Origin of the sequence: Micromonospora sp. CA-246542 (assembly GCF_050942905.1) — a bacterium.
In the GTDB taxonomy this organism is placed as follows: domain Bacteria; phylum Actinomycetota; class Actinomycetes; order Mycobacteriales; family Micromonosporaceae; genus Micromonospora.
The window spans coordinates 5,728,381-5,745,292 of the sequence record NZ_CP192040.1 but is presented as its reverse complement, the minus strand read 5'-3'; the positions used below and the strand labels follow the sequence as shown (position 1 = coordinate 5,745,292).

Genomic DNA, 16,912 nt, shown 5'->3' with positions numbered 1-16,912 from the left:
GGCGGGCCCCCGATGGCTGCCTGTCGGTCCTTTGCTCTGCTTCAACCCAGGCAACACCCCGTGTCCGACTGTCGGACGGCGGCCGTTTCCTCGGCTGAAGCAGAGCAAAGGACGACCACGGCACCCTCGCGCCCCCGCCCCGGTCCCGCCCTGATCCCGCGCTGGGACGGCACAACGTGATCGGGGCCGCGGGCGTAAGCGCCTGCGGCCCCGATCGTCGTACGAGTCGAACTACTGCTTGAGCATGTTGTCCAGCAGCAGGGCGCAGCGGATCAGCCCGAGGTGGCTGTACGCCTGCGGGTGGTTGCCCAGGCCACGCTCGGCGAGCGGGTCGTACTGCTCGGGGAGCAGGCCGGTCGGACCGGCGGTCAGCACCATCTGCGCGAACAGCTCCTCCGCGTCGGTGCGGCGGCCGGTGCGCAGGTACGCCTCGATCAGCCACGCCGTGCAGATGTGGAAACCGCCCTCGCGGCCGGGCAGGCCGTCGTCCCAGTGGTACCGGTAGACGACCGGGCCGCTGCGCAGGTCCGCCTCGATCTTCAGGACCGTGGACAGGAAGCGCGGGTCGTCACCCGGGAGCAGGCCGGAGAGGCCGATCCAGAGCGACGAGGCGTCCATGTCCTCGTCCCCGTACGCGACGCTGTACGCCTCGACGTCGTCGTGCCAGCCGTGCTCCAGCACGTTGGCGCCGATCCGGTCGCGCAGGTCCGTCCACTCGGGCCGGTCCTCGCCGCCGTGCTGGCGCATCACGTGCAGCGCCCGGTCGACGGTCATCCAGCACATCACCTTCGAGAAGACGTGGTGCCGGGGTGGCAGCCGCGCCTCCCAGATGCCGTGGTCGGGCTCGTGCCAGCGGCGGCGGACCGCCTCGACCATGTTCTCCAGAACCCGCCACTCGTCGTCGCGGACCGAGCCGCGGGCGTCGGCGACGGCCGCGATCAGGTCGGCGATGGGGCCGAACACGTCGAGCTGGAGCTGGTGGTTGGCGAGGTTGCCGACCCGGACCGGACGGGAGCCGGCGTACCCGGGCAGCGTGTCGATGACCGCCTCGGCGCCCAGCTCGTACCCGTCGATGGTGTAGAGCGGGTGCAGCCGCTCCGGGTGGCCGCCGGTGCGCTCGATGCAACCGTCCACCCAACGCAGGAACGCCTCGGCCTCGTCGATGGAGCCGAGGTCGACGAGCGAGCGGGCGGTCAGCGCGGCGTCGCGCAGCCAGCAGTAGCGGTAGTCCCAGTTGCGGACGCCGCCCAGCTCCTCCGGTAGGGAGGTGGTGGCCGCGGCGAGGATCGAGCCGGTCGTCTCGTGGCAGAGCCCGCGCAGGGTGAGGGCGCTGCGCGCGACCAGGTCACGGGAGGTGGACGGCAGCCGCAGCGAGGCCACCCAGTCCTTCCACGGCTGCTCGGCAGCGGCCTGCCGCTCGTGGATCGGCACCCGGTGGTGCTCCAGGCTGTGCGTGCCGAAGCGCAGCTCCAGCACGACCTGCCCACCAGCGGCGGAGAGATCGACGACCGCCTTGGCGGTCTCGTACCCACCGTCGTTGTTGACCTGCCACTCCACCCCGGGGGAGTAGAGGGCGACCGGTTCGTTCGAGCCGAGCACCAGCAGGCCGTCGCCGACGGGCTGCAACTGCACGGCCACCTGGCCGAACTCGGGGCGCGGCGCGAACTCCACCCGGACCCGGCCGTTGCCGCTGAGGACCCGGACCAGGGTCGAGTCGCCGGTGACCACGGCGGGACCGTCCGGCGTCGTCTCGCGGGCCGGCTTGTCCAGCCAGTCGGTGACGGTGAGCCCGGACCACCGGGTCTCGACGGTCATCGTGCCGGAGCGGTAGCGCTGGCCCAGCGGGATGCCGCCACGCTCCGGGGCGATGCTGAAGTGACCGGCCGGGCTGCCGCCGACCAGGTCGGCGAAGATCGCCGCCGAGTCCGGCTTGGGGTGGCAGAGCCAGCTCACCTTCGCCTCGGGGGTGAGCAGGGCGACGGTACGACCGTTGGCCAGCATCGAGTGCCGTTCGATGGGCACCGCCCGCTCGCCGAACAGCCAGTGCCGGCGGGTCTCCAGCAGCAGCCCGAGCGCGCGGGCGGCCTCGATCGGCTCGGCCACCCGGAAGCTCGCCTTGGTGTCGCCTGGGCCGATCTTGATACCGAGGTCCGGCCCGTGCAGGTTGCCGAAGGCGTTCTCGTCGGTGACGTCGTCGCCGATGAAGAGCACCGCGCTCGCCGAGAGCTGGGTCCGTAGCTGGTCGACGGCCGTGCCCTTGTGGGTGGCCACCACGGACAGCTCGATGACCTCCTTGCCCTGCGTCACGGTGACGCCGTCGAAGGCGGCCGGGCCGTTTCGGACGGCCTCGATGGCGGCGGCGGCGACCTGCGGGTCGACGCCCCGGGTGTGCACCGCGACGCTGGCCGGCTTGCGTTCGAGCCGGATGCCCGGGTGTTCGGCGGCGATCTCGCGCAGCGCGTTGCGCACCTGGGTGCGGACCGCGACCAGCTCGGGGGAGAGGCGCTCGACGAAGCCGATGTCGAATTCGGAGCCGTGGCTGCCGACGAGGTGTACCTCGCTGGGCAGCCGGGAGAGCGCGGCCAGGTCGCGCAGGGCGCGGCCGGAGACCACGGCCACGCTCGTCTGCGGCAGCGCCGCGAGCGCGCGGATCGCGGCCACCGACTCGGGCAGCGGTACGGCGGTGCTGGGATCCTCCACGATCGGCGCGAGTGTGCCGTCGTAGTCGCAGGCGATCAGGAGCTGCGGAACCCGGGCGATCCGGCCGATGGCGGATCGCAGCTCGGGGTCCATCACCCCGGTGGCGATCGCCGTTCCGTCGTTGACGGCCGTGTTCACGCGGCCTCCGCCTCGGAAACTCCCAGTTCGGAGAGGAAAGACTTGGCCCAGTGCCCCACGTCGTGGGTACGCAGGTGACGTTGCATTGTCCGCATCCGGCGGCGTGCCTCGGTTTTCTCCACGTGCACGGCCCGGAGCAGGGCGTCCTTCACCGCGTCCGGGTCGTGCGGGTTACATAGGAATGCCTGGCGCAGCTCCGTTGCGGCGCCAGCGAACTCGCTGAGCACGAGCGCACCGCCCTGGTCGGCACGGGATGCGACGTACTCCTTGGCCACGAGGTTCATGCCGTCTCGCAGCGGGGTCACCATCATCACGTCCGCAGCAACGTACATCGCGGCCAGTTCACTGCGACTGTACGACTGATGGAGGTAATGCACGGCAGGCACGCCGACTCGGCCGAATTCGCCATTAATCCGACCAACCTCGCGCTCCACCTTGACCCGAAGTGCCTGGTAGTGCTCGACGCGCTCGCGGCTCGGCGTGGCCACCTGCACCATAACGGCGTCCGGAACTGTCAACTTTCCGTCAGCAAGCAACTCGCGGAACGCCTTCAGGCGCAACTCGATGCCCTTGGTGTAGTCGAGCCGGTCCACGCCCAGGATTATCGTCTTCGGGTCGCCCAGCTCGGCACGGATCTGCTTGGCCCGCGCCTGGATCGCCGGGTCGGCCGCCATCCGCTCCATCTCCTGCGTGTCGATGGAGATGGGGAAGGCGCCCGCCTTCACCTGCCGACCGTCGACCTGGATCATCTGACCCTCGTACCGGAGCCCGAGCAGGTGCCGGGCCAGCCGGACGAAGTTCTGCGCGGCCAACCGCTGCTGGAAGCCCACCAGGTCCGCGCCGAGTAGACCGCGCAGCAGCTCGGTACGGAACGGCATCTGCATGAACAGCTCGATCGGCGGGAACGGGATGTGCAGGAAGAAGCCGATCCGCAGGTCCGGGCGCAGCTCGCGGAGCATGGCCGGCACCAGCTGGAGCTGGTAGTCCTGCACCCAGACCGTCGCGCCCTCGGCCGCGACGTCGGCAGCGGCCTCCGCGAACCGGGCGTTGACCAGCCGGTACGCCTCACGCCAGCGACGCTTGTACGCCGGTGTCTCCACCGCGTCGTGGTAGAGGGGCCAGATCGTCGCGTTGGACTGGCCCTCGTAGTAGCGCTCCAACTCCTCGGCGCTCAGCGGGACCGGGTGCAGCCGGATGCCCTCCAGGTCGAACGGCTCGGGAGCGGCGCCGGTGCCGCCGGCCCAGCCGACCCAGGTGCCCTGGTGCTCGGCGAGTACGGGATGCAGCGCGGTGACGAGCCCACCGGGGCTGCGTCGCCACTGCCGTCCCTCGGGTGTGCTCACCTCGTCGACCGGCAGACGGTTCGCCACTACGACAAAGGAGCTACGGACGGTCACGATCGGCCACCTCCGGGTACTGACGGGTCCACCGCGATGAGCGTACTGAGCGTAGCTGCGGTGTCTGGGCCCCCGTGCCGGAGTCTCCTACCCGCCCAGTGTGCGGTGAATCCTGAAGGTGATCTTGTCGACAGCCCGACGATTGGAGGCGGCGCGGCTCGCCGGCGTACTCCTGGGGCGGGGTGATGTGGGCGAAGCGCGCCGTACCTGTCAGGATTGACGATGGCGTGCGCGCGGCCGGCTCCCGGCCGGCGGCGGCGGGCGGAGGTGTCAGCTCGCGCCGCGCCGCCCACTCAGGCGACAGCAAACCGACGGAGGTAGCCCGCACCGTGGCCCAGTTCATCTACGTCCTGGAAAAGGCGCGCAAGGCGCACGGCGACAAGGTCGTGCTGGACAACGTGACGCTGAACTTCCTGCCGGGCGCCAAGATCGGTGTGGTCGGCCCGAACGGCGCCGGTAAGTCCAGCCTCCTCAAGATCATGGCAGGCATGGACAAGCCGAGCAACGGCGAGGCCCGGCTCATGCCCGGCTACACCGTCGGCATGCTCGCGCAGGAGCCCCCGCTCAACGACGCCAAGACGGTCCTCGGCAACGTCGAGGAGGCGGTCGCCGAGACCAAGGCCAAGCTGGAGCGGTTCAACAAGATCGCCGAGCAGATGGCGACCGACTACTCCGACGAGCTGATGGAGGAGATGGGCAAGCTCCAGGAGGAGCTGGACCACCTCGACGCGTGGGACGTCGACTCCAAGCTCGAACTGGCCATGGACGCCCTGCGGTGCCCGCCGCCGGACGCCGACGTGACCCAGCTCTCCGGTGGTGAGCGGCGCCGGGTCGCGCTCTGCAAGCTGCTGCTGGAGGCGCCCGACCTGCTGCTGCTCGACGAGCCCACCAACCACCTGGACGCGGAGAGCGTCTCCTGGCTGGAGCAGCACCTGGCCAAGTACGCCGGCACGGTCATGGCGATCACGCACGACCGGTACTTCCTCGACAACGTGGCCAACTGGATCCTGGAGCTGGACCGCGGCCGGACCTACCCGTACGAGGGCAACTACTCCACCTACCTGGAGAAGAAGGCCGCCCGGCTGGCCGTCGAGGGCCGCCGCGACGCCAAGATGAAGAAGCGCCTCACCGAGGAGCTGGAGTGGGTCCGCTCCAACGCCAAGGCGCGGCAGACCAAGTCCAAGGCCCGCCTCGACCGGTACGACGAGATGGCCGCCGAGGCGGAGAAGACCCGCAAGCTGGACTTCGAGGAGATCCAGATCCCGCCGGGCCCGCGCCTGGGCGGCACGGTCATCGAGGCGAACAACCTCAGCAAGGGCTTCGGTGACCGGCTGCTCATCGACAACCTGTCGTTCTCGCTGCCGCGCAACGGCATCGTCGGCATCATCGGCCCGAACGGCGTCGGCAAGACCACCCTGTTCAAGACCATCGTCGGGCTGGAGGAGCCGACCGGCGGCGAGGTGCGGGTCGGTCCGACCGTCTCGCTGTCGTACGTCGACCAGAACCGCGAGGGCCTCAACGGCGACAAGACCGTCTGGGAGGTCGTCTCGGACGGTCTGGACTACCTGATGGTGGGCAAGGTCGAGATGCCGTCGCGGGCGTACATCGCGGCGTTCGGCTTCAAGGGGCCGGACCAGCAGAAGCCGACGAAGGTGCTCTCCGGCGGTGAGCGCAACCGGCTCAACCTGGCGCTGACCCTGAAGATCGGCGGCAACGTCATCCTGCTCGACGAGCCGACGAACGACCTGGACGTGGAGACGCTGTCCAGCCTGGAGAACGCCCTGCTGGAGTTCCCCGGCTGCGCCGTGGTCATCTCCCACGACCGGATGTTCCTGGACCGGGTCGCCACGCACATCCTGGCCTGGGAGGGCGACGACCAGGACCCGGCCAAGTGGTTCTGGTTCGAGGGCAACTTCGACGCGTACGAGAAGAACAAGATCGACCGCCTCGGCGCGGAGGCCGCCCGACCGCACCGGGTGACCTACCGCAAGCTGACCCGTGACTGACCGGTTCGTCTACCACTGCACGCTGCGCTGGTCCGACCTGGACGCGTACGGACACGTCAACAACTCGCGCTTCCTCACGCTGTACGAGGAGGCGCGGGTGGCGTTGATGTTCGCCGGTGGCCGGGCCTGGGGAGTGGGCTCGTTCGCCGACGGGGTGGTGATCCGCCGGCACGAGGTCGACTACCTGCGCCCGGTCGACTACGCGCTCGGACGGGCCACTGCGGAGTCCGCGCCGACGGTCCGCATCGAGCTGTGGGTGGAGGAGATCAAGGCGTCCCGGTTCACCGTCGCCTACGAGCTGTACGACGGTGAGGTGCTGGCCAGTCGCGCCCGCTCGGTGCTGGTGCCGTTCGACCTGACGCGTCAGGTGCCCCGGCGGATCACCGTCGAGGAGCGGGACTTCCTGCTGACGTACGCCCCGCAGGGCGGCGGATCGTGACGCGGCCGGAACGGGTAGCGGCGTCGCCGTCCGGCCACGGCCTGGCCGGCGTGGCCGACGCGGGCGCCTTCCTGGCCCGGCTGGTCCGGCTGGACCCGGCGGCGCCGGTGCGGCTGCGGCCGGCCGGCGCTCCCGGGCGGGTCGTCCTGTGGGCCCGGCTGCCGTGGCAGGTGCTGGTCGCCTCCACGGTGGCCGGCGACGCCGCCGGGGACGTCACCGTGGGCGCGGCCGACCTGCTGGCCGAGCTGGGACGCGGCGGTACCGCGTTGCCGGCGCGCCGGGACGCGCAGTGGCGCTGGCCCCTGCCGCCCGCGCGCAGCGAGCCGGTCGAGGTGCTGCCCGGCGTCGAGATGCGCCGGATCGCGGACGCGGCGGCGGGCACCCTGCGTACGGCGAGTGCCGAGGGGTGGCGGGCCGCGCGGTGGGTCAGCGGGCCCTGCGCGACGCGCTGCTCGACCACGTGGCCGTGGTGGTCACGCCGGACGATCCGCCGGGCCCGCCGGTCGAGGTGCCGCAGCGACTGGTGCAGGGACTGGTCCGGATGGGCTTCCTCGGCGCGGTCGACGAGCCGGCTGCCCCTTTGGCGAGCGCCGGGGTGCGGGTGAGGGTCGCCGGACGTTGGGTGGGCCTGGTGGGACCGTACGGAGCGGCCTGGTTGCAGAAGGCCACCGATCTCGCCGTGACTCCCCTATCTACTCGTCCGAACGGATGACCCCCATTCATTCTTCTGGGCCGGTGGGGTCGTTGGGGGGGTGCTTCAACCCGGCTGTCCGGGTACCGTCCATCCTCGGATCCAACGCACCGTAGGCGTCTGGATCCGCTGGGGAGTGAGGTGCGACGAGCGATGCCGTGGTGGTCATGGCGCCCCGGTCCCGCCGACGGCGGTGATCCGGAAACCCGAAGCGGGATCACAGTGGAGAGCGCGGTCCGGGTCGGGCCGCCGAGTCCTCGCCAGCCGGGGGACGACTGCCCGGGCAGCGACCGACCCGTACTGGCCGAGATGGCGGCCACCATCGAGCCGGTGAGCCTGCGCCGGGTCTGTGACGCACTCGACCTGCTCGACGTGCGTTACCTGGCCGACGGTGACGGCAACCTGCTGGCCATGTGGGAGCGCCACGCCGTGCTGGTGACCCTCGAGGGTCCGGAGGACGAGATCCTGGTGATGCGGGCCCGCCCGCACGCCACGGTCCCGCCGGACTGGGCCGACCGGGCCTACCGGGTGGTCAACGAGTGGAACCACACCCGCCGCTTCTGCAAGGCGTACATCGGCGATCCGACCGAGCGCGGGCAGCTACCGATCTACGCCGAGCTGCAGGTCCCCCTCGGCGCCGGTACGCACGACGCGCTGCTGGTCGAGATGCTCGACTGCGGCGCGGCCGTGGCCACCAGCTTCGTGGACTGGCTGCACGACGAGGGCGCCCTGCTCTGAGACGGCCCGCACGCCCGGTGCGCGCCGTCAGGCGCGCTCGGCCGGGTCCTCCATGGCGTTGACCATGAAGTACGCGGCCCGCTCCAGGTAGTCCCAGAGGGCGACGGCGAGCGGCGGTTCCAGGTCGAGCCGGTCCACCGCCTGGCGCATGTGCCGCAGCCAGGCGTCCCGCTCGGCCACACCGATCCGGAACGGGGCGTGCCGCATCCGCAGTCGTGGGTGACCGCGCTGCGCGGAGTACGTGTTCGGCCCACCCCAGTACTGCATCAGGAACAGGGTCAACCGGTCGGCCGCCGGGCCCAGGTCCTCCTCCGGGTACATGGGTCGCAGCAGCGGGTCGCTGGCGACGCCGACGTAGAACTCGTCCACGAGCCTGCGGAAGGTGGGCTCGCCGCCGACCGCTTCGAAGAGCGTCATCGACGCGTCGGGACGGTCGGATTCACCTGCGGGGTTCACCATTCCATCCTGCCAGGTGCGCCGGCCGTGGACCCGACCCGGAGGCCGTGCGTCGGCTCACCCTGTGGATCACGTGACCGCGTGCCGACGGTGGCCTCCGGTTGCCCGGGGGTCGGTGAGCGCCGTCGTCCCGTTGACGGCGACATCGCCCACCGCGCGGGCCTGCGCGACGTTGGCGGCCGTGGCTGCCGCCACCGCCTCCTCCACCGTCTGCCGGCTCGGCCAGCGCAGGGTGGCGACAGCCATCAGCAGCACCCCGGCGGCGCTCCAGAGGCCGACCACCACCGGGAGGGGGAACCGTTCGGCGAGCAACCCGGTGACCAGCACGGCGACGCCCTGGATGACCTGCACGCCGGTGGCCATCACGCCGAACGCGCGAGCCCGGAACCCGTCCGGCAGGGCCTGGACGAACAGCCCGTTGGCCATCGGGAGCATGCCGGCGACCGCGAAGCCGCACAGGGCGGCCAGCAGCGCCACCACCAGCGGTGGCGGATCGAACAGCGCGGGCACCAGCGCCAGCGGGGCGAGCACCGCGAGCGGGCGCATCAGCGCCAACCGGCGGGCCGGGCCGCACAACCGGCTCACCAGCAGCCCGCCGAGGATGAAGCCCACCGGACTGGCGCCCATGATGACGGCCTGCGCGGTACCGGCGGCCATGCCGCTCCTGGCGTCCTCGTTGGCCCAGGCGGCGGCCAGCCCTTCCGGGACGATCGAGAAGAGCATCGCGCTGAACACCAGCACCGCGATGGCCCGCAACACCGGCGTACGGAAGACGATCCCGAAGCCCTCGGCGGTCTCCCGCAGCAGGTGGCCGCGGTGCGCGGTGGCCATCGCGGCGTGATTCTGGACGCCGAAGCGCAGCAGCAGCGCCGAGAGGCCGAAGGTCGCGGCGTTGAACAGCAGCGCGACGGTCGGATCGATCGAGGCGACGGCGGCGCCGAACAGATAGCCGACGACCTGCGCGGTCTGCGCGACGCTGCCGTTCAACGAGAGTCCGACCACCAGCCGGTCTCCGGTGAGGATCCGCGCCATCAGCGCCGACTTCGCCGCCTGGCTGGGCGGGTTGGCCAGCGTGGTGGCGAAGAGGAGCATCAGCACGACCGGGACCGGCAGACCAGGGAGGGCGATGAGCACCATCAGCACCATCCGGATGACGTCACACGCCACCATCACCCGCCGGTACGGGTGCCGCTCGGCCAGCGCGGCGAGCAGCGGACCACCGAGCAGCCACGGTAGGTAGCTCACCGCGAACGCGGCGGCGGAGAGCGCGACGGACCTGGTCTGCTGGTAGACGAGGAGGGTCACGGCGGCCTTGGCGACGTAGTCACCGACCCAGGACAGCGACCCGGCGGTGAAGACAGCCCGGAATTCACGTTGGGCAAACACTTCGCGAAAAGTGGCCGGACCTTCCGCGGAAGGTCGCTCGTCGGGCACCGTCGCCTCCATCGGGCCCCCGGGGCACGGCTGCTTGTGGCCGCCGGGCCGGGAACACTCGTCAGATCTGTCGGATCAGCGAGGACGTGACCGCGCTCCAGCGGGAACGCGTGCTTCGGGATTCTGCCCGATCGTCCGACGACTAGCTAGGGCGAACGGATCGTTCGTCGCATCCCCGACTGAACGAACGGACGATACTCCAGGGGCCGGGCGGACCGCGACCCCTGGATTGCCGGTCAGTGCCACCGGGTCAGGTGGCGCCACCCTGACCGGTCTCACCCTCCGGCAGGGGCCGGCTCGGCACACCGGGATAGATGCGGGCGGCGGCGATCTGCGCGGTGATCCCCGAGTTCTCCAACGCCTCCGCCAGCCTGCGCCGCAGTTCCCGGGCCACCGCGAACTGGCCGTCGGCGGTCGTCTTGACCACCGTCCGGATCACGGCGCCGTCCACCGTCATCTGCTCGACGCCCAGCACCTCCGGCGCCTCCACGATCTCCGGCGACAGGTCCGGGTCCACCGCCACCGACGCGGCGGCCGTACGCAGCACCGCGCTGGCCTCCTCCGTACCGCTGAAGCCGATCGGCAGGTCCACCACCACCAGCGCCCAGCCCTGGCTCTTGTTGCCCACCCGGATGATCTCGCCGTTGCGGATGTACCAGAGCACGCCACGTCCGTCCCGGACCGTGGTGACGCGCAGCCCGACCGACTCCACGACGCCCGTCGCCTCGCCGAGGTCGACGTTGTCGCCCACGCCGTACTGGTCCTCGATGAGCATGAAGAGACCGGCGATCAGGTCCTTGACCAGACTCTGCGCGCCGAAGCCCAGCGCGACGCCGGCGATGCCGGCGCTGGCCAGCAGTGGCGCCAGGTCGAAGCTGAACTCGCGCAGGATCATCAACAGTGCGATGCCGAAGACGAACGCCGTGGTCAGGCTGCGCAGCACCGAGCCGATCGCCTCGGCCCGCTGCCGCCGCCGCTCCGGCACGAACTCGGCTGGGTCGACCGCCGCCGTGGGCACCCGCTCGCGCAGCGGGCGCAGCATCGTCGGCACCGCGCCGTCGGTGGTCGTCCGGACCAGCCGGTTGATCGTGCGGTGCAGCGCCCAACGGGCCACCATCGCCAGCACGACGATCAGTAGGACCCGCAGTGGCTTGAGCAGGATCCAGTAGCTGCCCTCGGCGAACCACGCCGAGCGGGTGATCCCGTAGATCCACTCGCAGGATGTGCTGCCCTGACAGTTCACCGAGACGGCGTCGGGCAGGGCAAGGGGCGTCACGCTGGCGGCACTCACCCTGTCTTCGTACCGCAACACCTCGGACCGGCCGCCGCCGACCCACCAGCCGGGTGAGATGCGCCCGAGCGCCGGGTCGGACCGGGGCGAACCGGCCATCGTGACAGGTGCGGAAAAGAGCTTCACATCCGACCCCGGATTAGTACGTGCAATCCGGGGTCCGATCAGGGACTATTGGCGCAACGGACGTCGGTGATCGAACGGGCGTCGACGGTGCGGGCCCTCGTGCCCAACTCCGGTCGGCGGCGGGTTCGCAGCAGCCGCTGAACCGGGAGGGTGATCGCGATGCCTGACATACGACCCACGGTGGGCTCCGGCGCGCTGGTTCTCAACGCCACCTACGAGCCGCTGTGTGTCGTGTCGGTGCGTCGCGCCGCGATCCTCGTCCTCTCGGCCAAGGCCGTCTGCGTCGCCGACGGCGACGGCATCCTGCACAGCGCCCGGGACGCGCTGCCGGTGCCGTCGGTCGTGCGGCTGACCCGCTTCGTCCGGGTGCCCTACCGCACCCACGTCGGGCTGTCCCGCCGGGCGATCTTCGCCCGGGACGGTTGGCGGTGCGCCTACTGCCGGGGCCCGGCCGAGACCATCGACCACGTCTTCCCGCGTAGCCGGGGCGGCCGGCACGCCTGGGAGAACGTGGTCGCCGCGTGCGCGCGGTGCAACCACACCAAGGGCGACAAGACCCCGGCCGAGCTGGGTTGGCGGCTGCACGCCCTGCCGGCCGCGCCGAAGGGCACCGCGTGGCGGGTCCTCGGGCACCGCGCTCCGGACCCGCGCTGGGCCGACTGGCTCGACCTGCGCGAGCCCGAAGCGGCAGCCTGACCCGTACCCGTGCGGGCCCGGCCGCACCCGCGCGCCCCGCGGCCCAGGACGGCCTTCCGGGGCCCGGCGTCGGGCGCTCCGTGTCTGGTTCGAGCGGCCTGGGCTCAGTCCTGCTGGTCGGCGGCCCGACGCGACGCGCGCTCGTGCCGGTCGACCGCCCGCCGGTGCGCGATCGCGAGGAGCCGGTCGACCTCGGGCAGCATCTGCGGACCCGGCATCACGATGCTGGCGAATCCGTACAGCGCGTAGCCCGGGTGCGGCGTGAGGGTGTCCAGCCGGGCGTAGTCGAAGTCGTCCCGGTGCTCCTCGAAGGCTGCCGGCGCGAAGCCGAACGCCCTTTCGAACTCGGTCCGGCCCAGCTCCAGGTTCAGCCGGAAGACGCCGGGGCGGTCGAGCTGCCCGGCCTCGTCGAAGTCGGGCACGTCGTGTTCGACGATGGTGGCGAACGGTTGGCGGCGGTCCGGCCCGACGTGGAAGAAGCGGTCACCCCACGCGGCCTCCGGTGACCCGTTCTCCGCGCTCGCCACCACCTGTTCGACGCCGGGCAGCGCGCCGATCCGCTCGGCGAGCACGGCCGCGTCGACGCCGGTCGGGATGTGCAGCACCGCGTCGGCGTTGTCGATGGTCGCCTGGTCCAGCGGGACGTAGCGGTAGTCGTGCGTCCTGCGCTCGGCCGGCGCGACGTCGGCCGTCGGGACGTACCCGGGGAGGTCGCCCCGCTGCTGGAGCCGACCCTCGTAGGTCGACGCGGCGGGCGCGTCGATGCCGAGCGCGGGACTCGCGCCGAGGGCGCCGACCACCACCGCGTACCGCTCACCCAGCAGCGCCCCGACGATCGCGCCGGCGCCGGCCCACGACACCGTCGCGCCACCGATCGTCATGGTGGCCGGATGGCGTTGCAGGTGCGTGTTGTGCGCGAAGACCAGCGTCGGTCCCCGATCGGCCTCGACCGCCCGGATCGCGAGCAGGTTCTCGGCCATCAGCGCGTCCCGGACGCCGGCCAGGCGCGCGAACCGTTCCTCCTGCGCGAGGTCGGCCGCCGCGGTGGCGTGGTACCGCAGCAACGCGACCGCGGACGTGGCGTGCACGTGGGCCGCCCGCCAGCCCGCGGACCGGCGGTGCGCCTGGAGATACAGCTCGGTCAGCAGGTCGTCGGCGAGAACCCGCAGCCGCTGGGCGTCCGTCGAGCGTCCGACCGACCGGCCCGGCTCCCACACGGCGGCCGTGTCACTCCACCGGGCCTCGTCCCCGACCAGGTCGTCGATCTCCGCCGACCGGTCCAGGCCGAGAAAGTCGCACACGAACGTCAGGTGTCGGCGCGGGCTCGGGGCGCCCTCGATCTCCAGCGGCGCGTCGAAACCGTGGAACCGCAGGCGCTGCCCGGTGGGTCGTCCGTCGTTCCACTCCCGCATACGCAGCAGCAGGTCACGGTTGGCCGGGGCGGCGCCGAAGCCGTGACTGAGCCCCTCGGCGAGCGCGCGGTCCAGCGGCACGCCTCCGCCGTTTACGAACTCGTCGGCGAGCAACCCGGCGGCCCGGTCGCTCTCCACGGCGATGGAGCGGTAGCCGTGCTCGGCCAGCGTCAGGAAGGCCTCGTTGCGGATCTGGAGGAAGGCGGATTCACCATGCGTCGGCTCGCCGATCGCGAGCAGGGTCGGTGAGCCGCCGAGCAGGTCGAGAAGAGTGGTCATTGCATCGACCGTATCGTTGAACCAGCGGTTGAGACTTCAGAGCAGGGGAGCACGGTGGTCACCCCAAAACCCTCAAACCCGGGGGTACGCCGGCCGATCGACCTCGCGCGGCGGCACGGGCTGTCGGCGCAGGCCGTCCGCAACTACGAACGCGACGGTGTGCTGCCGCCGGCCGAGCGCACCGCCAGCGGGTACCGCCGGTTCACCGAGACGCACGCCCGGGCACTGGACGCCTACCTCGCCCTCGTCGCGGGCCACGGTCACGCGGCCGGCGGCGACATCATGCGCGCCGTCAACCGGGGCGAGCTCGACACCGCCTTGCGGGCGATCGATGACGGCCACGGCCTGCTACGACGCGACCGGGAGACCCTGGACGCGGTCGAGGTGGCGGTCAGCACGCTCACCGCCACGAAGCCCGCGCCGCAGACCCGGCGGGCCGTACCGATCAGCGCGCTCGCGCATCGGCTCGGCGTACGACCGGCGACGCTGCGCAAGTGGGAGTCGGCCGGAATCCTGCGACCGGAGCGTGACCGGGTCACCCGCCATCGCGTCTACTCGCCCGACGACGTCCGGGACGCCGAACTCGCCCACCTGCTGCGCCGGGGCGGGTACCGGCTGAGCCACATCGCCGACGTGCTGCGTCGCGTACGGGACGCCGGCGGTGCCGAACCACTGGCCGCGTCGCTGGCCCAGTGGCGCGGACGGCTCACCGAGCGCGGCCGGGCCATGCTCACCGCAGCCGCCCGGCTCGCCGCGTACCTCGACGACGGCGCGGGAGGTCACCCGCCACGGGCCTCGACCAGCGAGGCGAAGACCACCAGGTTGTCCGAGTAACCGGTCTCACCACCCACCCACCGGCCACCGCAGGTGATCAGTCGCAGGCTGGGACGGCTGAAGTCGCCGTACACCTCGTCCACCGGTAGCCGTTCCTTGCTGAACCGCTCCACCGAATCCACCTCGAAGACCGCCACCCGACCGTCGGCGCGGGTGATGTCGACCCGGTCGCCGGAGCGCAGTTCCCGGAGCCGGTGGAACACGGCCGGCCCGGTGGTCGTGTCCACGTGCCCGACGATCACCGCCGGCCCGTACTGCCCCGGGGTGGGGCCCTGGTCGTACCAGCCGGCCTCCTGGGCGCGGGCCACGTCGGGCACGGCGATGGTGCCGTCCGGGGCGATGCCCACGTCGTGCAGCGGCGCCCGCAGGTCGATCGTGTCGATGGCGAGGGTGGTCGGCGGGCTGGCCGGCAGCACCGGGAACTTCTTCGGCGGCGGCCGCAGGCCCGCGCTGATCCGGTCCGGCAGCAGACTCACCCCGGTCACCCGTTCGACGCCGAGCATCGCCACGATCAGCACCATCAGCGTGGCGATGACCAGGACCGGCAACCCCGGCCCGTCGCCGCCCAGCCGACGGCGGGCCAACGGCGGCCCGCCCGGACGGCGTGGCGGCAGCGGGCGCGCGTCCGGGTCGGTGGTGGCGACACTGGCGGAGACCGCCTGCCCGGCGACCCGCCGCAGCCGGCCCGAGGCCCGGGCCACCAGCCGACCGGTGGCGCGCAGCGTCCTCGCGGCCCGAACGCGGGCCGAACGGTCCGGCCGCGTCGAGCGGGCCGAACGGTCCGACCGCGTCGAGCGGGCCGAACGGTCCGACCGCGCGGAGCGGGCCGGGCCATCCGGCCGCGTGGAGTGGGCAGGGCCGTCCGGCCGCGTACGCGCGGATCTGCGGGTCATGGCAGCTCCGGGTCAGGAGCCGGCTCCGGGCCGACGCCGACCGCCCATCATGCCGAGCGCGACCGCGGCGGCCACCAGCGCCACGCCACCGAGGACCAGGACCGAGCCGGTTCCCCGGCCGCCGGCGGTGCCGCCGCCCCCCGTCGCCGGCCCCTTGCTGGGCGAGGCCATGTTGAGCACGGTCAGCATCGTCTGCGCGGTCTGGTTGTTCTGGCAACGCAGGTCGACCTGGTAGTCACCGGGCTCCTTGTTGCCCGGAACGGTGACCTCCCCCTTGAGGAAGCCGTTGTCCGGCCTGAGCATGACGTGCCCGAACGCGTCGGAGCGTACGTTCGCCTGCCGGTCGTTGTTGTTGTCGCAGCTCGCGCGGATCGTGACCCGGCTGCCCGCCGGGACGCTGTTCGGTGTCACTTCGACGAAGGTGTTCTCACCCGCGTGGGCCGGCGTGACCGACAGCAGGACGAACGCCCCGATGAGTCCGACCAGTGTCAGAGCGGACGAGAGCGCGCGGTTGATCGTGCGAAGACCCTGCATGATTTCCCCCCAACCGGCGACGACCGCCGGAACCCTCCCCTGGGCACGCGCGCTGCTTTCCCCCCACCCCAAAGGCAAACCCCACCCCCACCCGCCCCCGCCCCTCCCACGCGTCGATCACGGAGTTGTGGTGCCCCGCAAAAGGCGCATCTGAGCACCATCTACCCACCACAACTCCATGATCGACCCCGAGCCAACGCCTGGGGTCCCGCGATCTTGCGCTTTCTGTCGCCGCATACCCGGGCATTCCTCGTATTTCGGCGACCGAAAGTGCAAGATCGGCGCGGAGAGGGGGCGGGCGCGGGGGGCGCGGGGGGGAGGGGGGTTAGGGGTGGGGGGTTATGGGGTGCCAGGGGAGGGGGGAGGACAGGACCATGGTGCTCGATGGTTGGCCGTACGGGGCCAGGCGGTCGATGACGGTTTCGAAGTCCCCGATCGAGCCGGCGGCCACCTTGAGCATGCTGCACGCGTCACCGGTGATCCGGTGGATCTCCAGGATCTCCGGCCAGTGGGACACCTCCGGGTCGTGCAGGATGCACCGCGACCCGTAGCAGGACATCCGGATCAGGGCGACCACCGTACGGCCGGCCCGGGTCAGGTCGACGTGGGCGTGGTAGCCGGTGATCACGCCGGTCTCCTCGAGCCGGCGGACCCGCTCGGCGACCGCCGGTGGGGACAGGTGCACCCGGCGGGACAACTCGCTGAAGGAGAGCCGGGCGTCGGCCTGCAACTCGCGCAGCAGCGCCCAGTCCATGTCGTCCACGCTCGCACCTTACTTTCGTGAACCGGATTCGCCTAGCTGCCTTCCGTTCGTCAGGTCAGGACGGCAAGTCCCGTTGATCCGGCAT

General features: G+C 71.7%; 14 protein-coding genes and 1 pseudogene. 6 read left to right on the top strand and 9 right to left on the bottom strand.

The window, feature by feature from the left end; genetic code table 11:
• Positions 1-231 precede the first annotated feature (231 nt).
• Together otsB and ACQP0N_RS26570 are read right to left on the bottom strand one after the other, a co-directional pair.
• Entirely contained in the window at positions 232-2,793 is a 2,562-nt protein-coding gene (otsB, locus tag ACQP0N_RS26575) for a trehalose-phosphatase (RefSeq protein ID WP_396804301.1), read from the bottom strand.
• 41 nt (positions 2,794-2,834) lie between these two features.
• Positions 2,835-4,235 carry an alpha,alpha-trehalose-phosphate synthase (UDP-forming) gene (locus ACQP0N_RS26570; protein WP_355052272.1) on the bottom strand — a complete coding sequence of 467 codons (1,401 nt, stop codon included), beginning with the start codon at positions 4,233-4,235 and terminating at the stop codon, positions 2,835-2,837.
• Between the two features lie 329 nt (positions 4,236-4,564).
• Between ACQP0N_RS26570 and ettA the strand changes: the two genes are divergently transcribed.
• From ettA to ACQP0N_RS26550, 4 genes and pseudogenes are all read left to right on the top strand, one after another.
• Positions 4,565-6,241, top strand: coding sequence for an energy-dependent translational throttle protein EttA (ettA, locus tag ACQP0N_RS26565; RefSeq protein ID WP_355052273.1), 1,677 nt, complete (start codon positions 4,565-4,567; stop codon positions 6,239-6,241).
• Positions 6,234-6,680 carry an acyl-CoA thioesterase gene (locus ACQP0N_RS26560; protein ID WP_355052274.1) on the top strand — a complete coding sequence of 149 codons (447 nt, stop codon included), beginning with the start codon at positions 6,234-6,236 and terminating at the stop codon, positions 6,678-6,680. Before ettA ends, ACQP0N_RS26560 begins: the two co-directional genes overlap by 8 nt.
• Positions 6,674-7,392: pseudogene (locus ACQP0N_RS26555) on the top strand (hypothetical protein). The gene ACQP0N_RS26560 and the pseudogene ACQP0N_RS26555 overlap by 7 nt, the downstream one beginning before the upstream one ends.
• Before the next feature lie 132 nt (positions 7,393-7,524).
• A complete protein-coding gene (locus tag ACQP0N_RS26550) occupies positions 7,525-8,109 on the top strand; it encodes a YbjN domain-containing protein (RefSeq protein ID WP_355052276.1) in 585 nt (194 codons plus the stop codon).
• A gap of 27 nt (positions 8,110-8,136) precedes the next feature.
• Here the strand turns inward: ACQP0N_RS26550 and ACQP0N_RS26545 are convergent, their stop codons facing one another.
• The 3 genes from ACQP0N_RS26545 to ACQP0N_RS26535 all read right to left on the bottom strand — a co-directional run bounded on the left by ACQP0N_RS26545 (position 8,137) and on the right by ACQP0N_RS26535 (position 11,308).
• A complete protein-coding gene (locus tag ACQP0N_RS26545) occupies positions 8,137-8,568 on the bottom strand; it encodes a globin (RefSeq protein ID WP_355052277.1) in 432 nt (143 codons plus the stop codon).
• 66 nt (positions 8,569-8,634) lie between these two features.
• The gene (locus ACQP0N_RS26540; protein ID WP_433114960.1) at positions 8,635-10,011 is read right to left on the bottom strand and encodes an MFS transporter; all 1,377 of its coding nucleotides are present in this window, start codon (positions 10,009-10,011) and stop codon (positions 8,635-8,637) included.
• A gap of 238 nt (positions 10,012-10,249) precedes the next feature.
• A complete protein-coding gene (locus ACQP0N_RS26535) occupies positions 10,250-11,308 on the bottom strand; it encodes a mechanosensitive ion channel family protein (protein WP_433121830.1) in 1,059 nt (352 codons plus the stop codon).
• Positions 11,309-11,575: 267 nt separating this feature from the next.
• Here ACQP0N_RS26535 and ACQP0N_RS26530 point away from each other — a divergent pair, with 267 nt between their 5' ends.
• Complete coding sequence (locus ACQP0N_RS26530; protein WP_074313833.1) at positions 11,576-12,112, top strand: HNH endonuclease; 537 nt, start codon at positions 11,576-11,578, stop codon at positions 12,110-12,112.
• Between the two features lie 104 nt (positions 12,113-12,216).
• Here ACQP0N_RS26530 and ACQP0N_RS26525 read toward each other — a convergent pair whose 3' ends face one another.
• Positions 12,217-13,803, bottom strand: a complete 1,587-nt coding sequence (locus ACQP0N_RS26525) for a DUF6194 family protein (protein ID WP_433114958.1) — start codon at positions 13,801-13,803, stop codon at positions 12,217-12,219.
• A gap of 54 nt (positions 13,804-13,857) precedes the next feature.
• On the opposite strand from ACQP0N_RS26525, the gene ACQP0N_RS26520 reads away from it, so the two are divergent.
• Positions 13,858-14,637, top strand: coding sequence for a TioE family transcriptional regulator (locus ACQP0N_RS26520; RefSeq protein WP_433114956.1), 780 nt, complete (start codon positions 13,858-13,860; stop codon positions 14,635-14,637).
• On the opposite strand, the gene ACQP0N_RS26515 is transcribed toward ACQP0N_RS26520, so the two are convergent.
• The 3 genes from ACQP0N_RS26515 to ACQP0N_RS26505 all read right to left on the bottom strand — a co-directional run bounded on the left by ACQP0N_RS26515 (position 14,583) and on the right by ACQP0N_RS26505 (position 16,827).
• Positions 14,583-15,359: a class F sortase gene (locus ACQP0N_RS26515; RefSeq protein WP_433121828.1), complete on the bottom strand. Its 777-nt coding sequence runs from the start codon at positions 15,357-15,359 to the stop codon at positions 14,583-14,585. The two genes, ACQP0N_RS26520 and ACQP0N_RS26515, sit on opposite strands and share 55 nt — an antisense overlap.
• A gap of 183 nt (positions 15,360-15,542) precedes the next feature.
• Positions 15,543-16,016, bottom strand: a complete 474-nt coding sequence (locus tag ACQP0N_RS26510) for a hypothetical protein (protein ID WP_355052325.1) — start codon at positions 16,014-16,016, stop codon at positions 15,543-15,545.
• A gap of 373 nt (positions 16,017-16,389) precedes the next feature.
• On the bottom strand, positions 16,390-16,827 hold the full coding sequence (locus ACQP0N_RS26505) for an Lrp/AsnC family transcriptional regulator (protein ID WP_433114954.1): 438 nt from the start codon (positions 16,825-16,827) through the stop codon (positions 16,390-16,392).
• Positions 16,828-16,912: the final 85 nt, after the last annotated feature.

Coding starts and splice junctions, on each gene's coding strand:
- otsB (WP_396804301.1), bottom strand. CDS start 2,793: ATGGACCCCGAGCTGCGATCCGCCATCGGCCGGATCGCCCGGGTTCCG.
- ACQP0N_RS26550 (WP_355052276.1), top strand. CDS start 7,525: ATGCCGTGGTGGTCATGGCGCCCCGGTCCCGCCGACGGCGGTGATCCG.
- ACQP0N_RS26545 (WP_355052277.1), bottom strand. CDS start 8,568: ATGGTGAACCCCGCAGGTGAATCCGACCGTCCCGACGCGTCGATGACG.
- ACQP0N_RS26540 (WP_433114960.1), bottom strand. CDS start 10,011: ATGGAGGCGACGGTGCCCGACGAGCGACCTTCCGCGGAAGGTCCGGCC.
- ACQP0N_RS26530 (WP_074313833.1), top strand. CDS start 11,576: ATGCCTGACATACGACCCACGGTGGGCTCCGGCGCGCTGGTTCTCAAC.
- ACQP0N_RS26525 (WP_433114958.1), bottom strand. CDS start 13,803: ATGACCACTCTTCTCGACCTGCTCGGCGGCTCACCGACCCTGCTCGCG.